Annotated in this window: 15 protein-coding genes and 1 tRNA gene; 11 read left to right on the top strand and 5 right to left on the bottom strand. The window is 39.1% G+C overall.

Annotation, left to right across the window (positions count from 1 at the left end):
* The first annotated feature begins 1 nt into the window (after position 1).
* The 7 genes from BLS35_RS02610 to BLS35_RS02580 all read left to right on the top strand — a co-directional run bounded on the left by BLS35_RS02610 (position 2) and on the right by BLS35_RS02580 (position 10,982).
* Entirely contained in the window at positions 2 to 1,867 is a 1,866-nt protein-coding gene (locus BLS35_RS02610; RefSeq protein WP_090777511.1) for a glycoside hydrolase family 13 protein, read from the top strand.
* Positions 1,868 to 2,533 carry a beta-phosphoglucomutase gene (gene pgmB, locus BLS35_RS02605; protein ID WP_090777509.1) on the top strand — a complete coding sequence of 222 codons (666 nt, stop codon included), beginning with the start codon at positions 1,868 to 1,870 and terminating at the stop codon, positions 2,531 to 2,533. It begins immediately after the preceding gene.
* Positions 2,534 to 2,595: 62 nt separating this feature from the next.
* Positions 2,596 to 4,911 carry a glycoside hydrolase family 65 protein gene (locus tag BLS35_RS02600; protein WP_090777507.1) on the top strand — a complete coding sequence of 772 codons (2,316 nt, stop codon included), beginning with the start codon at positions 2,596 to 2,598 and terminating at the stop codon, positions 4,909 to 4,911.
* Complete coding sequence (locus BLS35_RS02595; RefSeq protein ID WP_207909103.1) at positions 4,908 to 6,656, top strand: alpha-amylase family protein; 1,749 nt, start codon at positions 4,908 to 4,910, stop codon at positions 6,654 to 6,656. The genes BLS35_RS02600 and BLS35_RS02595 overlap by 4 nt, the downstream gene beginning before the upstream one ends.
* Positions 6,657 to 6,661: 5 nt before the next feature.
* A complete protein-coding gene (locus tag BLS35_RS02590) occupies positions 6,662 to 8,035 on the top strand; it encodes an MFS transporter (RefSeq protein ID WP_090777503.1) in 1,374 nt (457 codons plus the stop codon).
* Positions 8,036 to 8,052: 17 nt separating this feature from the next.
* Complete coding sequence (locus BLS35_RS02585) at positions 8,053 to 9,969, top strand: alpha-amylase family glycosyl hydrolase (protein ID WP_090777501.1); 1,917 nt, start codon at positions 8,053 to 8,055, stop codon at positions 9,967 to 9,969.
* Between the two features lie 47 nt (positions 9,970 to 10,016).
* Positions 10,017 to 10,982 carry an acetyl-CoA carboxylase carboxyltransferase subunit alpha gene (locus BLS35_RS02580; RefSeq protein WP_090777499.1) on the top strand — a complete coding sequence of 322 codons (966 nt, stop codon included), beginning with the start codon at positions 10,017 to 10,019 and terminating at the stop codon, positions 10,980 to 10,982.
* 306 nt (positions 10,983 to 11,288) lie between these two features.
* On the opposite strand, the gene BLS35_RS02575 is transcribed toward BLS35_RS02580, so the two are convergent.
* The gene (locus BLS35_RS02575) at positions 11,289 to 14,318 is read right to left on the bottom strand and encodes a glycosyltransferase family 117 protein (protein WP_090777497.1); all 3,030 of its coding nucleotides are present in this window, start codon (positions 14,316 to 14,318) and stop codon (positions 11,289 to 11,291) included.
* A 584-nt stretch (positions 14,319 to 14,902) separates the two neighbouring features.
* On the opposite strand from BLS35_RS02575, the gene BLS35_RS02570 reads away from it, so the two are divergent.
* The 4 genes from BLS35_RS02570 (at position 14,903) to pth (ending at position 17,236) form a co-directional block, all read left to right on the top strand.
* A tRNA-Gln gene (locus BLS35_RS02570) sits at positions 14,903 to 14,973 on the top strand.
* A gap of 71 nt (positions 14,974 to 15,044) precedes the next feature.
* Complete coding sequence (locus BLS35_RS02565; RefSeq protein WP_090777496.1) at positions 15,045 to 15,986, top strand: ribose-phosphate pyrophosphokinase; 942 nt, start codon at positions 15,045 to 15,047, stop codon at positions 15,984 to 15,986.
* Positions 15,987 to 16,013: 27 nt separating this feature from the next.
* Positions 16,014 to 16,592, top strand: a complete 579-nt coding sequence (locus tag BLS35_RS02560) for a 50S ribosomal protein L25/general stress protein Ctc (protein ID WP_090777494.1) — start codon at positions 16,014 to 16,016, stop codon at positions 16,590 to 16,592.
* Positions 16,593 to 16,675: 83 nt separating this feature from the next.
* Positions 16,676 to 17,236, top strand: coding sequence for an aminoacyl-tRNA hydrolase (pth, locus tag BLS35_RS02555; protein WP_090777491.1), 561 nt, complete (start codon positions 16,676 to 16,678; stop codon positions 17,234 to 17,236).
* On the opposite strand, the gene BLS35_RS02550 is transcribed toward pth, so the two are convergent.
* From BLS35_RS02550 to BLS35_RS02535, 4 genes are all read right to left on the bottom strand, one after another.
* Entirely contained in the window at positions 17,226 to 18,818 is a 1,593-nt protein-coding gene (locus BLS35_RS02550; protein WP_090777489.1) for a response regulator, read from the bottom strand. The two genes, pth and BLS35_RS02550, sit on opposite strands and share 11 nt — an antisense overlap.
* A 31-nt stretch (positions 18,819 to 18,849) precedes the next feature.
* Positions 18,850 to 19,674: a CheR family methyltransferase gene (locus tag BLS35_RS02545; RefSeq protein ID WP_090777488.1), complete on the bottom strand. Its 825-nt coding sequence runs from the start codon at positions 19,672 to 19,674 to the stop codon at positions 18,850 to 18,852.
* 1 nt (position 19,675) lies between these two features.
* Positions 19,676 to 23,158, bottom strand: coding sequence for a response regulator (locus BLS35_RS02540; protein ID WP_090777486.1), 3,483 nt, complete (start codon positions 23,156 to 23,158; stop codon positions 19,676 to 19,678).
* Between the two features lie 98 nt (positions 23,159 to 23,256).
* Positions 23,257 to 23,943 (bottom strand): LytR/AlgR family response regulator transcription factor, encoded by a 687-nt coding sequence (locus BLS35_RS02535; protein ID WP_090777484.1) that lies wholly within the window; start codon positions 23,941 to 23,943, stop codon positions 23,257 to 23,259.
* Positions 23,944 to 23,948 lie beyond the last annotated feature (5 nt).

Below are 23,948 nucleotides of genomic sequence, written 5' to 3'. Positions count from 1 at the left end.
AATGAAAAAAATATTTATTGCCTTGTTTTTTAGTCTTTTGGCTTCCTGGTCACAAGCACAGCAATTGGAACGTATAGAACCCATGTTTTGGTGGACTGGGATGAAGAATCCTAAACTACAACTATTGGTGCATGGGACTAATATTGCTAAAATGGATATGGGATTGAATTATCCTGGTGTTAAGGTGCTAAAGATAAATAAGGTGGAGAACCCTAACTACCTTTTCATTGATCTGGAAATTTCTCCAAATGCCAAGGCTGGTAAATTCCCGATTGAATTTGCAAACGAAAAGGGAAAGAAGCTGCAATATATTTATGAGCTTAAAAATAGAGAAAAGGGCCCTTCCCGAATACAAGGAGTAAGCAACAAAGATTTGATTTACTTGTTGATGCCAGATCGCTTTGCAAATGGCGATCCCAAAAATGATGTGGTAAAGGGAATGCGGGAAACGAAATTGACCCGCGATTCGATGTACTATCGTCATGGCGGGGATATTCAGGGCTTAATCAATAAGCTGGATTATTTGAAAGATCTGGGCGTAACTGCGATATGGATGACCCCAGAAATTGAAAATGATATGCCCTTGGTTTCTTATCATGGCTATGCAGCAACAGACCATTATAAGATTGATCCACGTTATGGTACGTTAGCACTTTATAAAACTTATGTAGATAAGGCTCATGAGAAGGGCTTAAAAATTGTCAAGGATATCGTGCACAATCACATGGGTACCGGGCATTGGCTTTATACCGATATGCCTATGAAAGATTGGGTGAATCAATGGCCTGCCTACACACAAACTAGCTATCGCGATGAGCCGGTAATGGATCCACATACTTCCGAAGCCGATAAAAAGAAAATGCTTGATGGTTGGTTTGTACCAAGTATGCCTGATTTTAACCAAAGAAATCCCTATGTACAGAATTATCTTACCCAAAATCACATTTGGTGGGTTGAATATGCCGGGATTGATGGATTAAGGCTCGATACTTATCCTTACAATGATCCTGATTATATGAAAGACTGGGCACAAAAAATTAAAGCCGAGTTTCCAACGCTTTCTATTTTTGGGGAAACACTGGTACATACCGCTGCGGCACAAGCCTTTTTTACCGGTGGAAATACTGTAAACCGTGGTTTTGATACAGAATTGCCTGGTATTACTGATGCCGTTATTAAAAATGCCATTTATGAAGCTTTGAATGGAAAGTCGGGTTGGACTGATGGTGTATTCAGATTGTATTCAACCGTTGCACAGGATTTTCTTTATCAAGATGCAGATCGAAATGTAGTGTTTTTAGACAATCACGACATGAGTCGGTTTTATTCGATGGTAAATGAGGATCTGAACAAGTTTAAGTCGGGAATGGCTTTGCTGTTGACCATTAGAGGAATCCCGCAATTGTACTATGGTACGGAGATCCTGATGAAGAATTACTCTAACCCCGATGGTTTGGTGCGCTCGGATTTCCCAGGTGGATGGGCAGGAGATCAATCTAATAAGTTTACAGCCGCCGGTCGCACGGCACAGGAAAATGAGGCCTTCAACTTTGTTAAAACGCTAGCGAATTACCGTAAGAGTAATACAGCCTTACAAACTGGTAAACTGATGCAATTTGTGCCGGAAAATGGCTTGTATACTTATTTCAGGTATCAGACTGAAAATAGTTCCGGTACTAATGGCGCTAAGACGGTAATGATAATTGTTAATGTCGATGATACCGCCAAAAGTTTAGAAACCGCAAGGTTTGCAGAACGCCTGGGAAATGTATCATCAGCAACTAATGTCATTACTGGCGAAAAATTAAAGACGTTAAAAACGATTGCTGTACCGGCCAAAACAACATTGGTACTTGAATTAAATTAAATGAAGAATACAACACAAGATATCGCTTGCATATTTGATCTGGATGGGGTTTTGGTAGATACAGCCCTGTACCATTACGATGCCTGGAAGCAACTGGCAAACAGCTTAGGATTCGATTTTACTCATGCCCAAAATGAGCAGTTGAAGGGGGTAAGCCGGATGCGTTCGTTGGATATGATCCTTAAATGGGGCGACGTAGAGAAAACTGAAGCGGAAAAAGAAGCATTGGCTGGGCTTAAAAATTCCTGGTATGTGGCAATGATCAGTAAGATGACAGAGGCTGAAGTATTACCAGGTTCCTTAAAGCTACTGCAGGATTTGAAAGAACAGGGGATTAAAATCGCATTGGGATCGGCCAGTAAAAACTCTGGATTGATTTTAGAACGAACCAACCTGGCTCATTTTTTTGATGCCATTGTGGATGGGAATACAGTAAGTGCTTCCAAGCCAGACCCAGAGGTATTTGTAAAAGCTGCTGAATTGTTGGGTGCATTGAACAAAGACTGCGTGGTCTTTGAAGATGCGCAGGCGGGTGTGCAGGCTGCAATTGCAGCTGGAATGGCCATTGTGGGGATCGGCGATGCCGAAAATTTGCAGGGTGCACAAGTAGTTATTAAAGACCTATCGGAAATCACAATTGCCGAAATCTCGGCTTTGAAAAAATAAGGAATAGAAAAAGGATAAAGTGTGTAGCCGCTTTAGCGGTGCAAGATTAGAGCAGTATAAAGATGAAGAATTACATAAAAGCAGACGAGTGGAATATTATTGAGGAAGGTTTTGATCCTTACTTAAATAAAATATCGGAAAGTCTGTTCAGTATTGGCAATGGTCGTATAGGTCAGCGCGCCAATTTTGAAGAGGCTTATACTGGAGAAACTTTACAAGGGAATTATGTAGCGGGTGTTTACTATCCCGATAAAACACGTGTGGGTTGGTGGAAGAATGGCTATCCAGAGTACTTTGCTAAAGTGTTGAATGCAACAAATTGGATCGGCATCGAGATTGATGTTGATGGTGAAAAGTTGGATCTTTTTAAATGTGAGGTAACTGAATTTAAACGGATACTAAACATGAAGGAGGGCACATTGAGCAGGACTTTTACAGCCAAATTAAGTAGTGGAAAGATCGTTAAAGTTGATACTATTCGTTTTTGTAGCATCGCCGATGATGAGTTGGCCGCTTTACATTACAACATAAGCGCTGTTAATTTTGACGGTGTAATCACCGTTACCTCTTTTATCGATGGAGATGTAAAGAATCAGGATGCGAACTACGATGAGAAATTTTGGAATGAAGTAGCACAACATCAGGTAAATGGTACGGATTACCTGACTTTGCAGACTAAAAAAACTGAGTTTGATGTTTGTACAGCAAGCCGTACTATGATACTTTGTAATGGGGTAGCACAAAGCTTGCAGCCTGTAGCCAAAGATAAATATCTTGGACAAACTGCTGTAATATCTATTAAGAAAGACGAAATCATTGATGTTTATAAAATCGTGACCAATCTATCTTCTCTCAATTACAATAAAAGTGATCTATTGGGAGTGGCTGAGTCTAAAATGGAAAAAGCAAAGACTACAGGTTTTGATGCGTTGCTGAAGGACCAAGCTGCGGCATGGGCTGCAAAGTGGGGAGAAAGTGACATCATTATTGAAGGAGATGTTGCGGCTCAACAAGCCATTCGATTCAATATATTTCAGCTTAACCAGACCTATACAGGTAAGGATGCTCGTCTAAATATTGGTCCTAAAGGTTTTACGGGAGAAAAATATGGAGGTTCTACCTATTGGGATACTGAGGCCTATTGTATTCCATTTTATTTATCTACGGCCCCCGAGGAGGTGGCAAAGAATTTACTCGTTTATCGTTATAAACACTTGGATAAGGCCATTGAGAATGCTGAAAAGCTAGGCTTTAAAAATGGAGCGGCCCTTTATCCAATGGTGACCATGAATGGTGAGGAATGTCATAACGAATGGGAAATTACCTTTGAAGAGATTCATAGAAATGGTGCTATAGCCTTTGCAATATTTAACTACATCCGATATACAGGAGATGAAAATTACCTGGCTCAATATGGTTTAGAAGTATTGATCGGGATTGCCAGATTTTGGAAACAACGGGTAAACTGGAGCGCGGACAAACAAAAATATGTAATGCTGGGGGTAACCGGGCCAAATGAATATGAAAATAACATCAACAACAACTGGTATACGAATAAGCTGGCCGCATGGTGTTTAAAATATACCATTGAAGCTGCTATTACAGTAAAACGTATGGACCCTGAAAAGTATAAAGCCATACAAGAAAAAACAAAGCTGGTAGAAGCTAAAGAGTTTGGTGACTGGAAAGCTGTTGCTGATCAAATGTATTATCCTTACGATGAAAAGGAAGGTGTATTTCTTCAGCAAGACGGTTTTATGGATAAGGAGCAGACATTGGTGAAAGATTTGCCCGCTGAAGACAGACCCCTGAACCAGAAATGGAGTTGGGATAGGATCTTGCGCTCGGGCTTCATTAAGCAGGCAGACGTATTGCAAGGCATGTACTTTTTTGAAGATGAGTACGATCTGGAAACACTACGGAAGAACTTTACTTTCTATGAAAGCAGAACCGTGCATGAAAGTTCTTTATCTCCATGTGTACACAGTATTTTGGCGGCAAAGCTAAATGATGAAGAGAAGGCTTATGAATTTTACCTTCGCACAGCCCGTTTGGATCTGGATGATTATAACAATGATACCGAAGATGGACTGCACATTACTTCGATGGCGGGTACCTGGATGAGTATTGTAGAAGGTTTTGCAGGAATGCGCGTACGTAATGGAAGACTGTGTTTTAATCCGTTCTTACCTAAGGCATGGGATTCATTTTCTTTTAGTATCGGCTTCAGAGGCGTTCAGCTAAAAGTGAAGATCTCTTCAAAGCAAATCTGGATTATAAATAATTCTGATCGGACACTGGAAATAAGTATATTTAATCAGTCTCACACGGTCTTACCAGGTGAAAAGGCAATTACTTATCGCGAACAACTGGTATGATGTCGCTGTTAAAAAATATTACTTTGATTGTATTGACTATTATTGGTGGACAGAGCATAAGCCTGGCCCAAAGTAAACCTATTATTTATCAGTTATTGCCGCGGTTATTTGGCAATAAACAAGAAGCGCAAATCCCCTACGGCACCATTCAATTAAATGGTAGTGGGAAGTTTAACGATATCAATTCAAAAGCGCTGGATGGAATTGCAGCGCTTGGAGTAACTCATGTTTGGTATACCGGGGTAATTGCTCATGCCAGCATGACGGACTATAGTGCCTTTGGTATTCCGGCAGATGATGCTGATGTTGTAAAAGGAAGAGCAGGGTCGCCTTATGCCATCAGGGACTATTATGATGTAGACCCAGATTTAGCCGTAGATGTTAAGCACCGCATGGCCGAGTTTGAGGCCTTGGTTGCCCGCACGCATGAAAAGAGAATGAAGGTGATCATTGATTTTGTACCCAATCATGTTGCCAGAAATTACTATTCTCTAGTTAAACCTATTGGGGTAGCCGATTTTGGAGCCTCGGATGATGTTACGCAGCGTTTTAGTGCTACTAACGATTATTATTATATTCCGGGGGAACATTTCGAAGTCCCCGGACACCTAAATGTAAATGATCCTTTATATACTTTAAAAGACCTGAAGTTTGCTGAAATGCCTGCTAAGGCTACTGGGAACAATGTGTTTTCTAAAGCTCCTTCGCAAAACGACTGGTATGAAACCGTCAAATTAAACTATGGAGTTGATTATGTAAATGGAGAAAAAAAGTATTTTGATCCCATGCCGCCCGTGTGGTTAAAAATGCGTGATATTTTATTGTACTGGGCAGGAAAAGGGGTAGATGGTTTTCGCTGCGATATGGCGGAAATGGTGCCTGTTGAGTTTTGGGAATGGGTAATCCCTGAAGTAAAGGCTAAATACCCTGCACTTATATTTATAGGTGAGGCTTATAATTCGGCTGTGTATGCCACCTATTTAAATAAGGGTCATTTTGATTACCTATATGATAAGGTTGGTTTATATGATGGATTAAAAAGACTGATCAGAAATGAGCAAAATGCTGATGTGAAAGATATTAGTAAGGTTTGGCGAGTCGAAACAGCTGGTTTTGGAGACAAGATGTTGCGGTTTCTGGAAAATCACGATGAAGAACGAATTGCCTCTGCTGGATTTGCCGCTAATCCTTTTTATGCACTCCCAGCCATGGTTGTATCGGCTACTTTATCTGGTGGACCAGTGATGTTGTACTTCGGACAGGAGGTAGGGGAACCCGGTAAAGGTATAGAAGGTTTTGGTGGGGATGACAACCGGACAACAATATTTGATTATTGGGGTGTGCCCGAACACCAGAAATGGATGAATCATGGTGCTTTCGATGGTGGCTTATTGAGTAAAGAACAGATTGCTTTACGTGATTACTATAAGAAACTGATGCACATTGCCGCGACTGCTGATGCGATCAAGAACGGTCAGATTTATGAAGTTCCTGTTTCTGGAAATATGAATAACAAAATGTATGGTTACATCCGTTACAATGGCAAACAACGTTTGTTGATCATGGTGAATTTTGATCGTAAGCAAGTTTTGGAGACGAGTATACAGATTCCCGCGGACATCCTTAAGATTAAATCTTTGGGACCTGCTGAAGAATTGTTAACCAATCGGAAGTTGGATATCCTTACCGGCACTAGCATCCCCGTAAAAATAGCTCCTGTTTCTGCACAGATTATAGAATTTTAAAATAAATGAACTTAAAAACATTGACCGAAAATCCGAAGCTAAGTTTAGTCCAGATCATCAACATGAGTATCGGATTTTTCGGTATTCAATTTGGATGGGACTTACAGCGTGCCAACATGGGGCGTATTTATGAAAACCTGGGGGCTAATCCCGATCAGGTTCCTTTGTTGTTTTTAGCTGCGCCCTTAACGGGGCTGCTTGTTCAACCTATCATTGGCTATTTAAGTGATCGAACCTGGCATCCCAAATGGGGAAGGAGAAGACCTTATTTTATGGTAGGTGCCATCATTAGTTCTATTGCACTTGTTTTTATGCCACATAGCAGCGCCTTATGGATGGCAGCGGGATTATTGTGGATTTTGGATGTCGCCGGAAATGTAGCTATGGAACCTTTCCGGGCATTTGTTACGGATAAACTGCCGGATTCGCAGGTGAACAGAGGGTTTATTATGCAAAGTATGATGATTGGGCTAGGTGGTAGCATCGCTTCGGCCTTGCCTTGGCTAATGAATAATGTTTTTCATTTAAGTAACACTGCGGCACAAGGAAGCATCCCCGAAAATGTAAAGTTCTCCTTTTATATAGGTGCTTTTTTCTTTTTGGCAGCCGTTCTTTATACCGTTTTTACCACTAAAGAATATCCACCTGCCGATGTAGACTTTAAGGAAAAGGTTTTGGAAAGCAATAAAGGTTTTGGTGGCGGTGCAAAGGAGATTTGGCATTCTTTACTGAATATGCCTAAAAGGATGCAAATTGTATCGCTAGTACAGTTCTTTACATGGCCAGGCTTGTTTTTAATGTGGTTTTATTATACCACAGCTGTAGCGGTAAATGTATTTGGCGGTAAAAATGCCAGTGATCCGGTGTATGCCCATGGTGCTGATTTCGGTAGTCTAACACTTGCCTATTATAGTGTGATTACCTTTTTATTTGCCCTGGTTTTACCCAAGATAGCAGACAGGCTTGGGCGTAAAACTACACATGCATTGTGTTTGTTATGCGGAGCTTTGGGCTTAATCAGTGTTGCCTGGGTACATGATAAAAACATGCTTTATCTGTGTATGACTGGAGTAGGTATAGCTTGGGCTAGTATTTTGTCTATGCCTTATGCGATGTTGAGCGGATCCTTACCAAAGGATAAAATCGGCATTTACATGGGGATCTTTAATTTCTTTATTGTATTGCCAGAGATCATTGCCTCACTGGGCTTTGGTTGGCTAATGCGGGAGGTGCTGCATAATGATAGGCTTTTGGCTGTGCAGTTGGGCGGAGGACTAATGGTAGTTGCCGCTGTTATTTGTTATGTTTTTATCAGAGAACCCCGAAAAACCGATAAGGTTTTAGCGGATAAACTTGCTATAGAAGGACGAGATCAATAAAAATAAACCATAAGCTTATGAAAAGGATTTATTTCCTGGTACTGATTTTATCGGTATTGGCCACTGCATGTAAAAAAGGGAAGGTCAACCCAGATCCGGTTACACCCATTGTACCAGTCATACCAGCCCCCCCGGTTGACCCCGGTTTGCCCGCTGCGGCAAAGGATGGTGTTGTATTTATCAACAATGGTACATCAGCAATTGTAACCCTATATGCACCATTTAAAAAGTCGGTGGCCTTAATCGGAGAATTTAATGACTGGAAAGGTAGTCCAATGAAAAATACAGCTGATGGAAATATCTGGTGGGTACAGCTAGATAATCTAAATCCTAATACTGAATATGCTTACCAGTTTTTGGTAGATGATGATTTAAAAGTCGCCGATCCATATTGTGAAAAGATTCTGGATCCTGTTAATGACGTTTATATAGATAACAATACCTACCCGGGATTAAAAGCTTACCCTACCGGAAAAACCACAGGTATTGTAAGTATAATGCAGGCCAATCAATCAGTGTATACCTGGAAAAACTCGGCAAGTTTTACCAGACCAGCAAAAAATAATCTTGTGATTTATGAGTTGTTGGTTCGGGATTTTACAGCAGATCATAATTATGCTTCGACCCTGCAAAAGCTAGATTATTTAGTTGGATTAGGCGTAAATGCAATTGAGCTAATGCCGGTAAATGAATTTGAAGGAAATCTAAGTTGGGGATATAATCCTTCATTCTATTTCGCACCAGATAAATATTATGGTACAAAAACAGCCCTTCAGGGGTTTGTTGATGAATGTCACGGTCGAGGAATAGCCGTTATTCTGGATATGGTACTAAATCATTCATTTGGACAGTCGCCTATGGTGCAGCTTTATTTCGACAAGCCTTCTGGTAAACCTTTCGCTATCAGTCCATGGTTTAACGTAAATTCCAATACTCATCCTTTTAATGTAGGTTACGATTTTAACCATGAAAGTGCTGCTACAAAATCCTTTGCAAAAAATGTAATGAGGTTTTGGATGCAGCAATATAAAATTGACGGCTTCCGTTTCGACTTGTCAAAGGGCTTTACTCAAAAATTATCTACCGATGACGCCTCTTTTAGTGCTTATGATGCCAGTAGGGTAGCGATATGGAAAGACTACAACAGTTACATAAAGAGTATTGATGCCAATAATTTTTATGTAATACTAGAGCATTTTGCTGATGCAACAGAGGAAAAGGTATTGTCCGACGATGGTATGATGCTTTGGAACGGTTTAAATGTAAACATGAATGAAGCCACAATGGGTTGGTTGGCAAATTCAGATTTCTCCTGGGCTTTTTTTGCAAAACACGGTTTTGGAAAGTCAGAAAACCTGCTGAATTTTATTGAAAGCCATGATGAAGAACGCACCATGTTTAAAAATCTTGCTTATGGTAATGCATTTGGCACTTATGATGTGAAAAATCTTGCTGTTGCACTGAAAAGGGAAGAAATGGCTGCAGCATTCCTTTTTGCAATACCTGGGCCTAAAATGATCTGGCAGTTTGAAGAATTGGGGTATGACGTCAGTATAAACTTTAATGATAGAACGGGCAATAAACCTATTCATTGGGAGTATTTTCAACAAACGGAACGTAAAGCATTGTATAACGCTTATGCAAAATTTATCAACCTTAAAAAGAAGAATAGTATTTTCAGTTCAGCTGATGCGACTTATAATTTGTCGGCCGGTGTTAAGTATATTAAGCTCGCAGAAGCTGACAATACGGTTATGGTTGTGGGTAATTTTGATGTAAGTAGCAAAGATGCAAGTGTAGACTTTGGTGCTGCCGGTGTATGGTACGATGCCGTAACCGGGACAACAATTACTTTAACAGGAAATGCATATAACAAAACCTTGGCAGCGGGAGAGTACCATATCTACAGTAGGACAGCCCTGAACGGGGGATGAAATAAATAAGGTTTTTAAAATAAAATGTCTATTTTTACAGCCCGATTATGGAACAGATAAAAACATCATTTGATTTTGAAAAGCCTATTGCTGAGCTAGCTCAGCAAATTGAGAAGGTTAAACAAGTTGCCGATAAAACCAAAGTAGATATGTCTGCGACCTTAACTGAGCTTGAACAAAAGCTGGATCAAACCCAGCAATCATTATATAACAACCTTACAGGTTGGCAAAAAGTTCAAATGTCTCGTCACGCTGAGCGACCACAAACATTGGATTATATCAGCATGATTTGCGATGACTTCATCGAGATGCATGGCGACAGAACAGTTAAAGATGATAAAGCGATTATAGGTGGTTTTGCAACGATTAATGGCGAGACTGTAATGATCATTGGTCATCAAAAAGGCAAGAACACTAAAGAAAGACAATATCGCAATTTTGGTATGGCCAATCCTGAAGGTTATAGAAAGGCCCTTCGCTTAATGCGTTTGGCCGAAAAATTCAATAAACCTGTGATTTCTTTCATCGATACTATGGGTGCTTACCCTGGCTTAGAGGCTGAAGAACGCGGACAAGGTGAAGCTATTGCACGTAATTTGCTTGAAATGTCGGTGTTAAGAGTCCCTATTATTTGCTTTGTAGTGGGCGAAGGTGCATCCGGTGGTGCATTAGGAATTGGTATAGGCGATAAAGTATATATGCTGGAGCATACCTGGTATTCGGTAATCTCTCCTGAGTCTTGCTCGTCTATTTTATGGCGCAGCTGGGACTTCAAAGAGCGTGCAGCTGAATGCTTAAAATTAACTTCTGATGATATGTTTAGAAATAAGCTTATCGATGGGATAATTAAAGAACCGCTTGGTGGTGCACATCAAAACCCTGAGCTAATGGCACAGACTGTAAAAGATCAGATTATAAAGGATCTTGCAGTGCTTAAAAAAGAAAAGACAGACAAGATGATTGCTGCAAGGATTGATAAATTCTGTGCAATGGGTGTTGTCAACGAAGGATAAGCTCGCATTCTGTTCTCCGTCTGCATAATTTGCCCTGAAGAAGGGCAAACAACGCTAGGCCGGTTCACAGAAAACTCGCTTCTACCGAATTATAGCATGGTATTAATAACAGGATGCTAATAACAAAAAAGAGGGCTGCAATCAAATGCAGCCCTCTTTTTTGCTAAGTATTTTAATTAGTTATTCAGTGCTTATGATTAAGCACTGAATAAGGTAAGGTTAAAACGAGTTTTCTGTGAACCGGCCTAGCGTTTGTTCGAGCTTTTTCAGCGAGAATTAATGCAGCCGGAGAACAGAATGCGAGCTTTACTGACCAGCGGCAAAGTATGGTGAGAACCTTGCTTCAAGGCCTTCAAACTGATGGTTTAAGCTTTCGCTCAGTTTTGTTTGCTGATGCTGTGCGGCTGTTTTAGACATTTGATTTAGGAATGATAAACCTAGTTGAACGTTCTGTCCGCCAATAAATTTACGCTTGCTTTCAGAAACATCGGCCAGGTAAGTAAGTTCCTTTTGGATGTATGCTGCAGATTTTTCAATTAAAGCATTCGCTCTTTTAACGTCACCTAACAGATAAAGATTTTCAGCCATGAAATAGGTGCCCATCATAGAACGCATTCCATAGAAGCGCTCAGGCATTACTTCAAAGTAACGATTTACAGCTTTCTTAGCATCTTCAGCTTTACCTTCTTTGATTAAGCCAGAGATGGTGTTGTTGAATACGTTGGTAAAGATCGATATGTCATCTGATGATTGAGGATCAAGGTATTTTGCATTCTTGATATTTCCCCATACAAATTTATCCATCACGTTTTTGTAAAGAACAGGCGTGTTGATCAGCTCTGCTCTATTTGCTGATGTGTCAGCTTTTAATGGCAGTAAACGCAAGGCTAAGCCTTCGTTGTATAAATAGTTGTCAAGGCCATTGTATTGATCTGACGGTACAGTGCTGGCAAAATAGATAGGTCTTTTCCAGTCGTTGTGTACCAGAATGTCGAAGAAAGCCAATGTACCTTTGGTTACATAGTTTTTATTGAATGTCCATTCCAATACAGGAGCAATTTTACTTGAATCTGCTGGGCTTACAACGCCATTTTTAAGTACGTCGGCTTTGTTTACTGTAAGTTTAAAGTTCTTGGTAGGAATAAAGTTTTCTCTGCTTCCATCTTGTAACGGAAGTTTATCCTCAGCATCGTCAGATAAAAGGATCGCAAGAATGTTGCTTAATTCTACAGAACCAGCAACTTTATAATCCTGGTAATACATTACATCTCTAACACCTTGTACATATTGAGAAGGCTTCATTGTTATAGGTAGGGGTGCAGATTCGTTTTGCAGTTTTCTTGTTCCATTGATATACCAGTCGGTGTCGAACAAACTTAAGTTAACCAGTTTAATATCCGGTCTGATGTTTTCTACCTCTTGGGCATACCATAATGGGTAAGTATCGTTGTCACCATAAGTAAATAGAATGGCGTTAGGTGCACAGGACTGCAGGTAATCGACTGCAATGTCGTGAGCTACCATTTTGCTCGAACGATCGTGATCATCCCAACCTTGAGCGCCCATAATAACTGGTGCGGCAAATAAGCCTGTAATCGTAGCCAATACAGCTCCTGTTGCAGGTGTTAGTTTTTTGAATAACCATTCGCGGATGGCCAATACGCCTAGACCTATCCAAATGGCAAAGGCATAGAAGGATCCGGTATAAGCATAATCCCTTTCACGAGGTTCAAGTGGCTTTTGATTCAGGTAAAGTACAATAGCCAGACCGGTAAAGAAAAACAATAAGGCAACAATGCCTGCGTCCTTTTGATTTCTTTTAAAGTGCCAAATAGCACCCAGTAAACCGAGAATAAGTGGAAGGAAGAAGAAGCGGTTGTAAGCATTGCTGTCTACGATAGATGGTGGAAGGTTTTTCTGATCACCAAGCATCATCGCATCAATAGGTTTAACACCGCTTAACCATTGCCCTTCGTATAAGCTTCCTTGTCCCTGATCGTCATTTTGACGGCCAACAAAGTTCCACATAAAGTAGCGCATGTACATTTGGCCCACCTGGTACCTGAAAAGGAAACCAATGTTGTCAAACAAGCTAGGGAAATGACTATCGTCAAAACCCATCATATCCTTATAATAAGAAACATGTCGTCCCTCATCACTATACATCCTTGGGAAAGGAGTGGTTTTGTCGTATTCGTATTCAGTTTTTTTACCAGCAACCTCATATTTGTCATCACCTTTTCTATATAAGGTTTTGCCTTGTGTAAGGTTTACTTTTTGTGAGTTATAGTTAGGACCAAACAATAGTGGTCTGTCGCCATATTGTTCCCTGTTTAAATAGCTTAGGAATGAGAAAGCATTTTCAGGATCGCTGTTGTTTAGGTTAGGACTTGCTTTTGCACGGATAACAATCATCGCAAATGAGCAATAACCGAATATGATCAATACGGTTGAAAGCAATGCTAAGTTTAAAACTTTTTTCTGGTGTTTGATAGAATAACGGATTCCCCATACTAAACCAGCGATTAATAAAATGGCAAAGAAAAGTACGCCTGAGCCAAAGCCTAATCCTAAAGTGTTGACAAAGAATAAATCGAAATATGCACCAAATGAAACCAGGTATTGTATAATTCCATATTGTATAACGGCAAGAATAAGTATACCTATGATTCCTGTTTTAACAATTCCTGCAGTAGTAGGTTTGTCTGTCTTTTTAAAGTAGTAAACAAAAGCGATAGCTGGAATCGTAAGTAAGTTCAATAAGTGAATACCGATCGATAAGCCCATAATATAAGCTATAAATAGCAACCATCTATCAGCACGTGGTTCATTTGCCTGGGCTTCCCATTTTAAAATTCCCCAGAAAACGATGGCTGTAAATAAAGATGATAAAGCATATACTTCAGATTCAACAGCCGAAAACCAGAAACTATCAGAAAAAGTATAGGCCAAGGCACCAACTGCACCTGCTCCCATGATAGCGATTAAATTACCCTTAGAGATTTCTTCGTTTTCTTTGATCAGGACTTTCTTAGCTAAAGCTGTGATGGTCCAGAATAAGAATAATATAGTGGCAGCACTGGCAATTGCCGAACCTACGTTCATAAAATAGGCAATCTTATGAATATCGCCGAAAGCGAAAAGAGAGAAGAATCTTTGAATCATTAAAAATAACGGAGCACCTGGTTGATGCACAACCTGCATTTTAAAAGCGGAAGCGATAAACTCACCGCAATCCCAGAAACTTACAGATGGTTCTAATGTTAAAATATAAGTTACAGCGGCAATTAGAAAGCAAAGCCAGCCAGTAAGATTATTAATTTTTGAATAATTCATTTCTTTATTGAATAGTTAATGTGTTATTGAGGCGATTAAAATGCAGCCGAAAATAAAGAATAAGATTGATAGTAAGGCAATGTATGGAGGAGTTTAACATTTTTTAGTAATTTTTTTGGTGGTATCATTGGATTCAAGGAGCTTGATCAAGTACATAAGTTTGCTGAATCGGAACGGAGTTAAGGAATAGTCCTCACATGATCCACACATTAGACACACTTTCTTCACAAAAAGGTACCTTTTTGTGGGTTTGGTGTGAAGGAGGTGTGAACCAGGTGTGAAGAAACCTTAATCTTGTGAAGAATTTTCGTCAAGAGCATTGCATTTTGTCATTTTCCGTCTTACATACACTATAATGTAGCTAAAGTTATCGTTAAGATAGCTGAGGTGAATTTTTTCAAAAAAAATAATTGTTTTTTTATAGAAACAAATTGCTCATTTTTAAGTGGTTATTTTGAGAGGTAGAAAATAGACTTGAAATAATTCGAGTTTTTTTGAGTTTGTATTTGCAAAATTCAAAAATGTGCGTACATTTGCATTCCCTTTCAAAGCAACTCTAATCAGAAGCTTTTAAACGGAAAGATTGCCCTATAGTATAAAGGTAGTACAACGGTTTTTGGTACCGTTTGTCTAGGTTCGAATCCTGGTGGGGCAACTAACAATATTCGGATTGTGGTTTAGTTCACAATCCGATTTTTTTTAACCAGCATTGATATACCTTCGATCATGCCATTGCAATTTAATCCCGTTAAACTTTTTGCCGGAACAGGTACAAAAGAATTAGCAAAACGAATTGCCGAACAATACGGCAAACCACTTGGCGATGTAACTTTAAATAAGTTTAGCGACGGTGAGTTTCAGCCTTCTTATGATGAAACTGTACGTGGTTGTGATGTTTTTATCATACAGTCTACTTACCAACCTTCTGATAATTTAATGGAATTGTTGCTAATGGTTGATGCTGCGAAAAGGGCTTCAGCACATTACATTACTGCAGTTGTTCCTTACTATGGTTTGGCAAGACAAGATAGAAAAGATAAACCAAGGGTGGCAATAGGTGCTAAATTGGTGGCTAATCTACTGAAATCTGCGGGTATCCACAGAATCATGACTATGGATCTTCACGCTGCACAGATACAGGGATTTTTTGATATCCCGGTTGATCACCTTGATGGTTCTGTCATCTTTGTTCCTTATATTAAAAGTTTGGGACTGGAAAACTTAATAATCGCTTCACCAGATATGGGTGGTTCTTATCGTGCTCGTACTTTTGCAAAGTTCTTTAATGCAGAGGTAGTAATTTGTGATAAGAGACGTAAACGTGCAAACGAAATTGAGTCTATGTCGATCATCGGTGATGTAGTAGGACAGGATGTTGTTTTGATTGACGATATTTGCGATACCGCTGGTACCTTGGCTAAAGCAGCTGCTTTGATCATGGAAAAAGGTGCGAACAGTGTAAGAGCGGTTTGTACACACCCTGTATTATCAGGTAAAGCTTATGAAACTATTGAGAACTCAATGTTGACTGAGTTGATTGTTACGGATACGATTCCTTTAAAACAGGAAAGTGCAAAAATAAGAGTGCTTACTACTGCTCCATTATTTGCAAAAGCAATTGCCAATGTAAATGAGCATGGATCTATTAGTGACCTTTTTAATGTTTAAGAATTATAACAAATAAAATAAATAAAAATGAAAACAATCGCAATTAGCGGTTCTCCAAGAGAGAACGTAGGGAAACGCGATGCTAAAGAGCTTCGCTACGAAGGTAAAGTTCCTGCAGTATTGTATGGTGGTAAAGAGCAAATTCACTTTGCTGTTTTAATCACTGATTTGAAGGATGCTATATACACTCCAGAAGCAAACTTTATTGAAATTGAAGTTAATGGTACTAAATTGAAAGCTATCATTAAAGAATTACAATTTCACCCATTAACAGAAGTGTTAATGCACGTAGATTTTCTTCAGTTATTTGATGACAAAGAAATCTTAATGGAAATCCCTGTTAAAATTACTGGTACTTCTCCAGGTGTTAAAATGGGTGGTAAATTAGTTCAAAAATTACGTAAACTTCGTGTTAGAGCATTCCCTAAAGATATGCCTCAAACAATTGAAGTGAGCATCGCTAAAATGGAAGTTGGTAACTTGTTCCGTGTACGTGATCTTGCAAAAGGTAACTACACTATCACTAACACAGGTGAAGATACTATCGTTTCAGTTGGTATGTCAAGAGCTTTAAAACAAGCAGAACAAGCAGCTGGAAAAAAATAATTCTTGCTTAGCAGTTTAAATATAAAAAGCAGCACCCAATCGGTGCTGCTTTTTTTTGTATTTACTATTATATTTGTGGCAAGATGAGATACTTAATTGTTGGTTTAGGGAACATTGGTCCTGAATATGCGTATACCCGCCATAACATTGGTTTTATGATTGCTGACGAGCTGGTAAAGCAGCAGGAGGGAACATTTACGAATACTCGCCTGGCTTATTATGCTGAGGTTGGTTTTAAAGGTAGAAAGCTACATGTGATTAAACCAACAACTTATATGAACCTAAGTGGTAAGGCGGTAAACTATTACATGCAGGAATTAAAAATTCCCCTAGAGAACGTACTGGTTATCGTTGATGATCTGGCTTTGCCTTTGGGCAAATTGCGCCTGAAATTACAAGGTAGCAGCGCTGGACATAATGGCTTAAAAAGCATTGAGGGGCTTTGTGGCGGACAAGGTTATCCACGCTTACGCTTTGGTATCAGCGACAATTTTGGTAGAGGACAACAAGCCGATTATGTGCTGTCCCCTTTTGATAAAGATGAGTTACCGGAATTACCCGCATTGATAGATAGAAGTACAGAGCTGATCAAAAGCTTTGTTACTGTCGGTCCTGCTAAAACTATGACCGCTTTTAACCAATAACCTTAGTATATTCCTGTATTTTTTTGTGTAATACAGTTGGTTCAAATGGTTTACTAATTACATCATTGGCACCGGCAGCTATGGCTGTTTCTTTATCCGTATCCATCACTGCGGCAGAGAATGTGATAATGGGAATGTTTTCTTTTCCACTTGCATAACCTTCGCGAATCAGTTTGATGGCTTCTAATCCATTCATTACCGGCATAAAGGTATCCATTAGGATAAGGTCGTAATCGTTCTCTCTTAGTTTTTCTAATGCCTCTTTTCCGTTTTCTACGACATCCATTTCAATCTGCCAGCTTTGCAGGATTTTGGTAATCAGAAATTTATTAATGGGGTTGTCTTCAGCAACAAGAATTTTGGTGTTGCTAAGTGGTGTCAATTTTTCTTCTGTAGGTTTTTTATCCACGGTAGTTTCTTTAAATATTTCATACCAGTTGGTAAAACAAAAAGTGCTCCCCTTAAATTCTTCACTTTGCACTTCAAGTAGACCTCCTTTAAGTTTTGCGAGGTTTTTAACAATGGAGAGTCCTAAACCGGTACCTCCAAATTTAATGGTGGTTTGTTCATCTGCCTGCTCAAAAGTTTCAAAAATCTTATCAATGTTCTCTTTTGCGATGCCGATACCCGAATCTATAACAGAAAATTTGAGATGAACATTGTTCCCTTTTCTGTCCAATATCTCCACCTTTAAGCTTACAGAACCTTCATGCGTAAATTTAATGGCATTGCCAATTAGATTCATCAAGATCTGATTTAAACGAAGAGAATCGGCATGAATCATTTTTGGTAGTTCAGGATCAAGATGTATGCTTAACTCAAGTTTCTTTTCAACCGAAGGGATACGTAGCAGGTCTACAACCGCTTCGCATATTTTAACGATGTCTGTAGGTGCTCTACTGATTTTAAACTTTCCGGATTCTATTTTCGATAGGTCAAGGACATCATTGATGACCCCAAGTAAGGAGTTAGAAGAAACTTCTAGTAGGTTAACCATCTCAAGCTGCTCATCGCTAAGGGTAGTTTTTTTTAGAAGTTGAGTGATTCCAATAATTCCGTTAATTGGCGTCCGGATCTCGTGGCTCATATTGGCCAAAAAGTTATCTTTAATGCGTCTGCCTTGCTCGGCCAGATCTTTTGCTTTGATCAGTTCTTTCTGATTGGCTTCAAGCTCTTTATTCTTGGTTTTTACTTCTCTTTGATTTCTGACAAATTGGATAAATGAGTCAACCTTAGCAGAGGTAATATAGGGGTCTAAGGGTTTATATAGGTAATCAACGGCGCCGGTATTTAATCCTTTAACCGCATGCTTAGTTTCTTTGGATATGGCGGTCACAAATATGACGAGTATCTCTTTAGTTCTGGGGTTGCTTTTTAAGATTTCTACCAATTCGAACCCGTCCATTTCAGGCATTTGAACATCAATCAATGCAATGGCAATATCCATTTCCCAAGATAACCTAAGGGCTTCATTGGGATTGGTGGTACTGATTATATTAATATCATTTCTTTGCAGAAGAGCTTCAAGGGCGATAATATTTTCGGGTCTGTCATCAACAATTAATATGTTAATTTTTTCCATGCTTTTTTTATTAATTCAGCGGGTTTAAACACTATGCTATTTTTTGGTAAATGTTGTTCTTTTTGTCAATTACTTTAAAGCGGCCCAATTCAGTACTTCTTAATGTCTCTTTTGACCCAAGACATAAAAAACCAAAATTAGCTAAACTATTGTAAAATAACTCTATGACTCTTTTTTGTAGTTCGATGTTGAAATAAATAAGGACGTTGCGGCAAGAAATTACCTGGAACTCATTAAATACCCCATCTGAAGCTAGATTATGTACAGAAAAGAGAATATTCTTTTTTAAGGAATGATTAATCGATGCAGCGTTATACTTTGCCGTATAATAATTAGATAATGTGTTTGTTGTTTCGGTTTTCTGAAAATTCTCAGCGTATTGTTTCATCTTCTGCAAGTTGTAAATCCCGTTTTTTGCTTCTTCCAATACATCGGAGTTAATGTCTGTACCGTAAAAAAAGCAACGGTCGTATAAATTTGCTTCGGCGAACATGATCGCAAAAGAATAGAGCTCTTCTCCTGTAGAGCAGCCTGCATTCCAGACTTTAATCCTTTGATAGGAATTTAAATATGGGATGACATTGGTAGTTACCGATTTGTAGAAGGATGGATCTCTAAACATTTCGGTTACATTAACGGTTATCTCGATTAAAAATGACTCAAAATAATCTTGATCATTGGTTAACAGGGTACGTAAGTCGAACAAGCTTAGTTTTTGCAACTCCATGATTCTGGTTACCCTTCTTTTTAAGGAGGCAGCAGAATAGTCGCTGAAATCAAAACCATGAATGTTTTTTATGAAGATGATCAGGTTATCCAGTTCTTCATAGGTAATGGTGTCGGTATCGTTATTCATCTTAGCTTAGCCAAACTCTTAACATTGAAAGTAACTTATCCATATCTACCGGTTTGGAGATATAGTCATTGGCCCCTGCTTCAATACACTTTTCTTTATCATTTTTCATTGCTTTAGCAGTTAAGGCAATGATAGGCAACCTGGCAAAATCTTTTTTGCTTCTAATGATTCTCATGGCTTCATAGCCATCCATTTCAGGCATCATGATGTCCATGAGTACAAGATCAATCTGATTGGATTCTAGCTTCTCTATGGCTTCTCGGCCATTATTTGCGATAACAATTTTTAAATCATAGGCTTGTAGAGCACTGGATAGTGCGAATATATTACGCATATCATCGTCTGTGATCAAAATGGTTTTATCCTTCAAAACCTTTTCCATTGTAGAGGAAGTTTTGCCGCTATGATGTTTGCTGATGGTAGCTGAGGTGACAGGACCATCTTGTTTTAGCTTGTTCATAAACAAACTCACCTCATCTATTAGTCTATCGTTAGATTTATTCGATTTTAGGACCATAGCTTCGGTGTACTTCATGATATGAGCCATTTTCTCCTCATCCAATTCCATCGCGGTATTGATGATTACCGGGATATGAGCGCAGTCTGGACGAGCTTTGATGATATCCAGCAATTCGAACCCTGAAATATCCGGAAGTTTGAGGTCGAGGATAATACAATCAAAAGTATGTTGCTCCAAAAGGGTTAGTGCTTCTTTACCGGTAAAAGCTTGTTTTACTTCGACACCTCTTTCTGTTAATTGTTGCGTTAGGATGGTGCTATGCAATTCCTGATCTTCAATAACAAGCACGGTGTTTAAGTTGTATTTTAAATGAGCAGCACTTAGTAGTTCGAATGCTTCATCGAGTTGTTCTTTTTCTGTTGGTTTTTTCAGAAAGCCAATGGCTCCTTCTTTTTTGGCTTTTCCCACTTTTTCATTCCCTGCTGACATCATGTGAACAGGGATGTGTTTGGTTCTTGGATCAGCTTTTAATTTTTTAAGGATAGTCCAGCCATCCATTACCGGTAACATCACATCTAACACGATGGCATCTGGAAGCTCAGAGAAGGCCATCTCAAGGGCTACGCCACCACTGTGTGCAAGAATAGGAGCAAAGCCTTTTTCTTTTGCATAATCATTAAGTAAATCAGCAAAGGGCAGATCATCTTCAACAATCAGTAACTTTTGTTTTTCGTTTGGCTGACTTGGGATGAATTTTGGATCGGGAAGGATGGGAGTAATGGTTGGTTCTTCAATCTCAACTATCGTGTCCTGATGATGTTGATTATTCGCTTCATTATTTTTTGGAATGAAGAAAGTGAATGTACTTCCTTGTCCCTGTTTACTTTTAACCTGAATCTCTCCACCTAAGATATGCGCGAGTTCCTTGCTAATAGATAAGCCTAGTCCTGTACCCCCGTATTTTCTACTGGTAGAGCCGTCTGCTTGCTGGAAGGCTTCAAATATTAGCTTTTGCTTATCTGCAGGGATGCCAATTCCAGTGTCCTTTACCGTAATGGCAATGACGTCTTCGGTTGTCGTTTTTAATTGACTCGAGAAAAAGACTGTATCTGGTTTTGCCTTGTGTATTTCGAGTGTAATTTCTCCATGCTCCGGTGTGAATTTAAAGGCATTTGAAAGCATGTTTTTGACCACCTGTTTCACTCTCGATTGATCGGTAAGAATGGCTTTGGGTAAGGCTGTGTCAAGTATGGTTTGGAAAGTGATTTTTTTACTTTTGGCCAATTCCGTAAATAGAGCCTCCATATCTTGTTTAATGTCCGCAGGTTTTAATGGCGATATGCTAAGATCCAGTTTTCCGGATTCGATTTTAGACAGATCAAGGATGTCATTAATCAATGTTAACAAGTCAGTTCCTGCATTATGAATTACACCTGCATATTTTATCTGATCTTCATTCAGATTTTCGGGACGATTTTCTTTTAAAATACGTGCTAGAATTAAGATACTGTTTAATGGTGTTCTCAACTCATGACTCATATTGGCCAGGAATTCTGATTTGTACTTACTTGAAATCTCTAGTTCTTCGGCTTTTACACTTATCGCTTCTTTGGCTTGGTTTACGGCAATGTTGCGTTCTTCAAGCTGTTGCGCCTTTTCTTCCAATTCTGCATTGGTTTGGCGTAACTCTTCTTGTTGAACTCTTAGTTCTTCTTCTGATGCTTGCAGCTGCTCAGATTTGTAGACCAGTTCTTCGTTTGTTGTACGTAATTCTTCCTGTTGGCTTTCCAGTTCTTCCGCCTGCTGTTGGGTTTGCTCAAATAATGCTCTTAGTTTAACACGGGCCATAGCACTGTTTACACCAACACCTATGCTTTCAGCAACAGTGTTTAACAGCAATTGGACAGTCTCATTAGGTTGTGTATTTAGTCCTAATTCAATAATGGCAATAGATTCGTCTTCGAAAACTATAGGCATTACGTAAATACAGTTGGGAGGAGCTTCCCCGAGCCCAGAATGCATTTTAATATAATCTGTTGGTATGTTATCCAGTAATTTATTCTGCTTTTCTGCTGCCGCTTGCCCAATAAAACCTTCACCAAAATGATATTCATGTCTGGTGCTTTTTGTATTCTGCCAGGCATATCCCCCTTCAAATTTAATGGTCTTTTTAATTTGATTAACTAGGAAAAAGGCGCCAATGGGGGCATTGATATAGTTGCAGATTTTAGTAATAATATTGGTAGCCAGTTCATCTAACTCCTGTTCGCCACGCATGGCCTCATTAATTGCGGTAGCTCCTAAAAGCAACCAGTTTTTTTGCTCGTTCTCTGCTGAAATTTTTTCCAGTTCAAGGTTTGAATCTCTGATTTGAATTTCTGTTTCTTTTTGCTGATCAAATGTTCGTCTGATATAGGATAGTAGGAACAAGATCAGACAGAAAATGACAACTGAACTGAGTACAACTACAAGTTCGCTTTGAAAGCTACTTTTATGAATATTTGCTTTTCTTTTGATTAGCAATTCTTTTTCAGCCTGAATGATCTTATTGCTTAGTTCAAGAACTTTGTTTTTGAAAAATAGTCCAGTGCCATTCATTACACGAATTGAAGCTATATCTTCTCCTTTTAGTTCATAAGTACGTAGGGATTCTTTCATTTCTTCTACTTTCTCATGGGCGTAAAAATCAAGGGAGTCAATGAGTGTTTCCTGCGCCGAGTTGTCACTAACGGATCTTTTTAAATCCTGAATTGTATTTAAAATCTTCGAAGAATTTTCCTTATAAGGTATCAGATACGCTGGTTTTCCGCCCATGATATAACCCCTGAGCCCAGTTTCTGAATTGAGAACTTGAAACTCTATATCTTTGACGAGGCTAATCACATCGTAGGTGTGTCCCTGCCATTTGGTGTCGTCGTTAAGTTTATCAATACTAAAATATGAGGTTATTGCTGATAACAGAACAAATGATAGAGAGACAATGAAGCCTGTTAATACTTGTTGTTTAAAATTTAGTTTAAACATGCTATAGGTTGATAATTAAAATCAATAGTTATAATAACGGACAATATTAGTGATAATATTTAATTAGCGGTCTGCTGATACTTAATTTGTTCGGGAAATTAGCTTAATTCTTGGAGATATTGTAGGTATGTAGCACCAATAGGGATTGATTTGTCTCCAACCCAGACCTGACTGCGGTCAAACTTAGCTATCTTTTCTTTCGCGACAATGAATGCACGATGTATGCGGATGAAATTTTTAAAGGGCAGTAACTGCAGCATTTCGTTGAGCGTGACTCTTGTGCTAAGCAGTCTGTTGTTGTTCAGGTGAATTTGAGTGTAATTTCCTGAAGCTTCAATATAAAGAATATCGTTAATTGATACCTTTATTTGCTCATAGCCGTCTTTAACAAAGATATGAGCTACTTGTTGTAGCTCCCCTGAATTGTTTCTGAGGCTATAAAGTTCCTGAGCTTTATTACAAGCCTTTAAGAATCTTGGAAGCGAAAAAGGTTTTAGCAAATAGTCAATGGCATCGAGTTCGAAACTTTTTACTGCATGTTCAGAGTAGGCGGTAGTGAAAATTACCATTGGAGGTGTGCTTAGACTATTCAGAAAATCAATTCCATTAATGTCTGGCATTTTTATATCCAGGAAAATGAGATCTGCTTTGTTGTTCTGAAGAAAGGTTATGGCATCAAAGGCGTTTGTAAAGGTTTCAACAAGTTCAATAAAGGGAACCTTAGAGGCGTGCGACCGCACTACATCCAAAGCTATGGGTTCATCATCTATCGCTATAGCAATCATTTTTT

Origin of the sequence: Pedobacter sp. ok626 (genome assembly GCF_900100435.1) — a bacterium.
Lineage (GTDB): Bacteria > Bacteroidota > Bacteroidia > Sphingobacteriales > Sphingobacteriaceae > Pedobacter.
The sequence above is the reverse complement of the archived record's forward strand: the minus strand, read 5'-3'. Positions and strand labels throughout refer to the sequence as shown.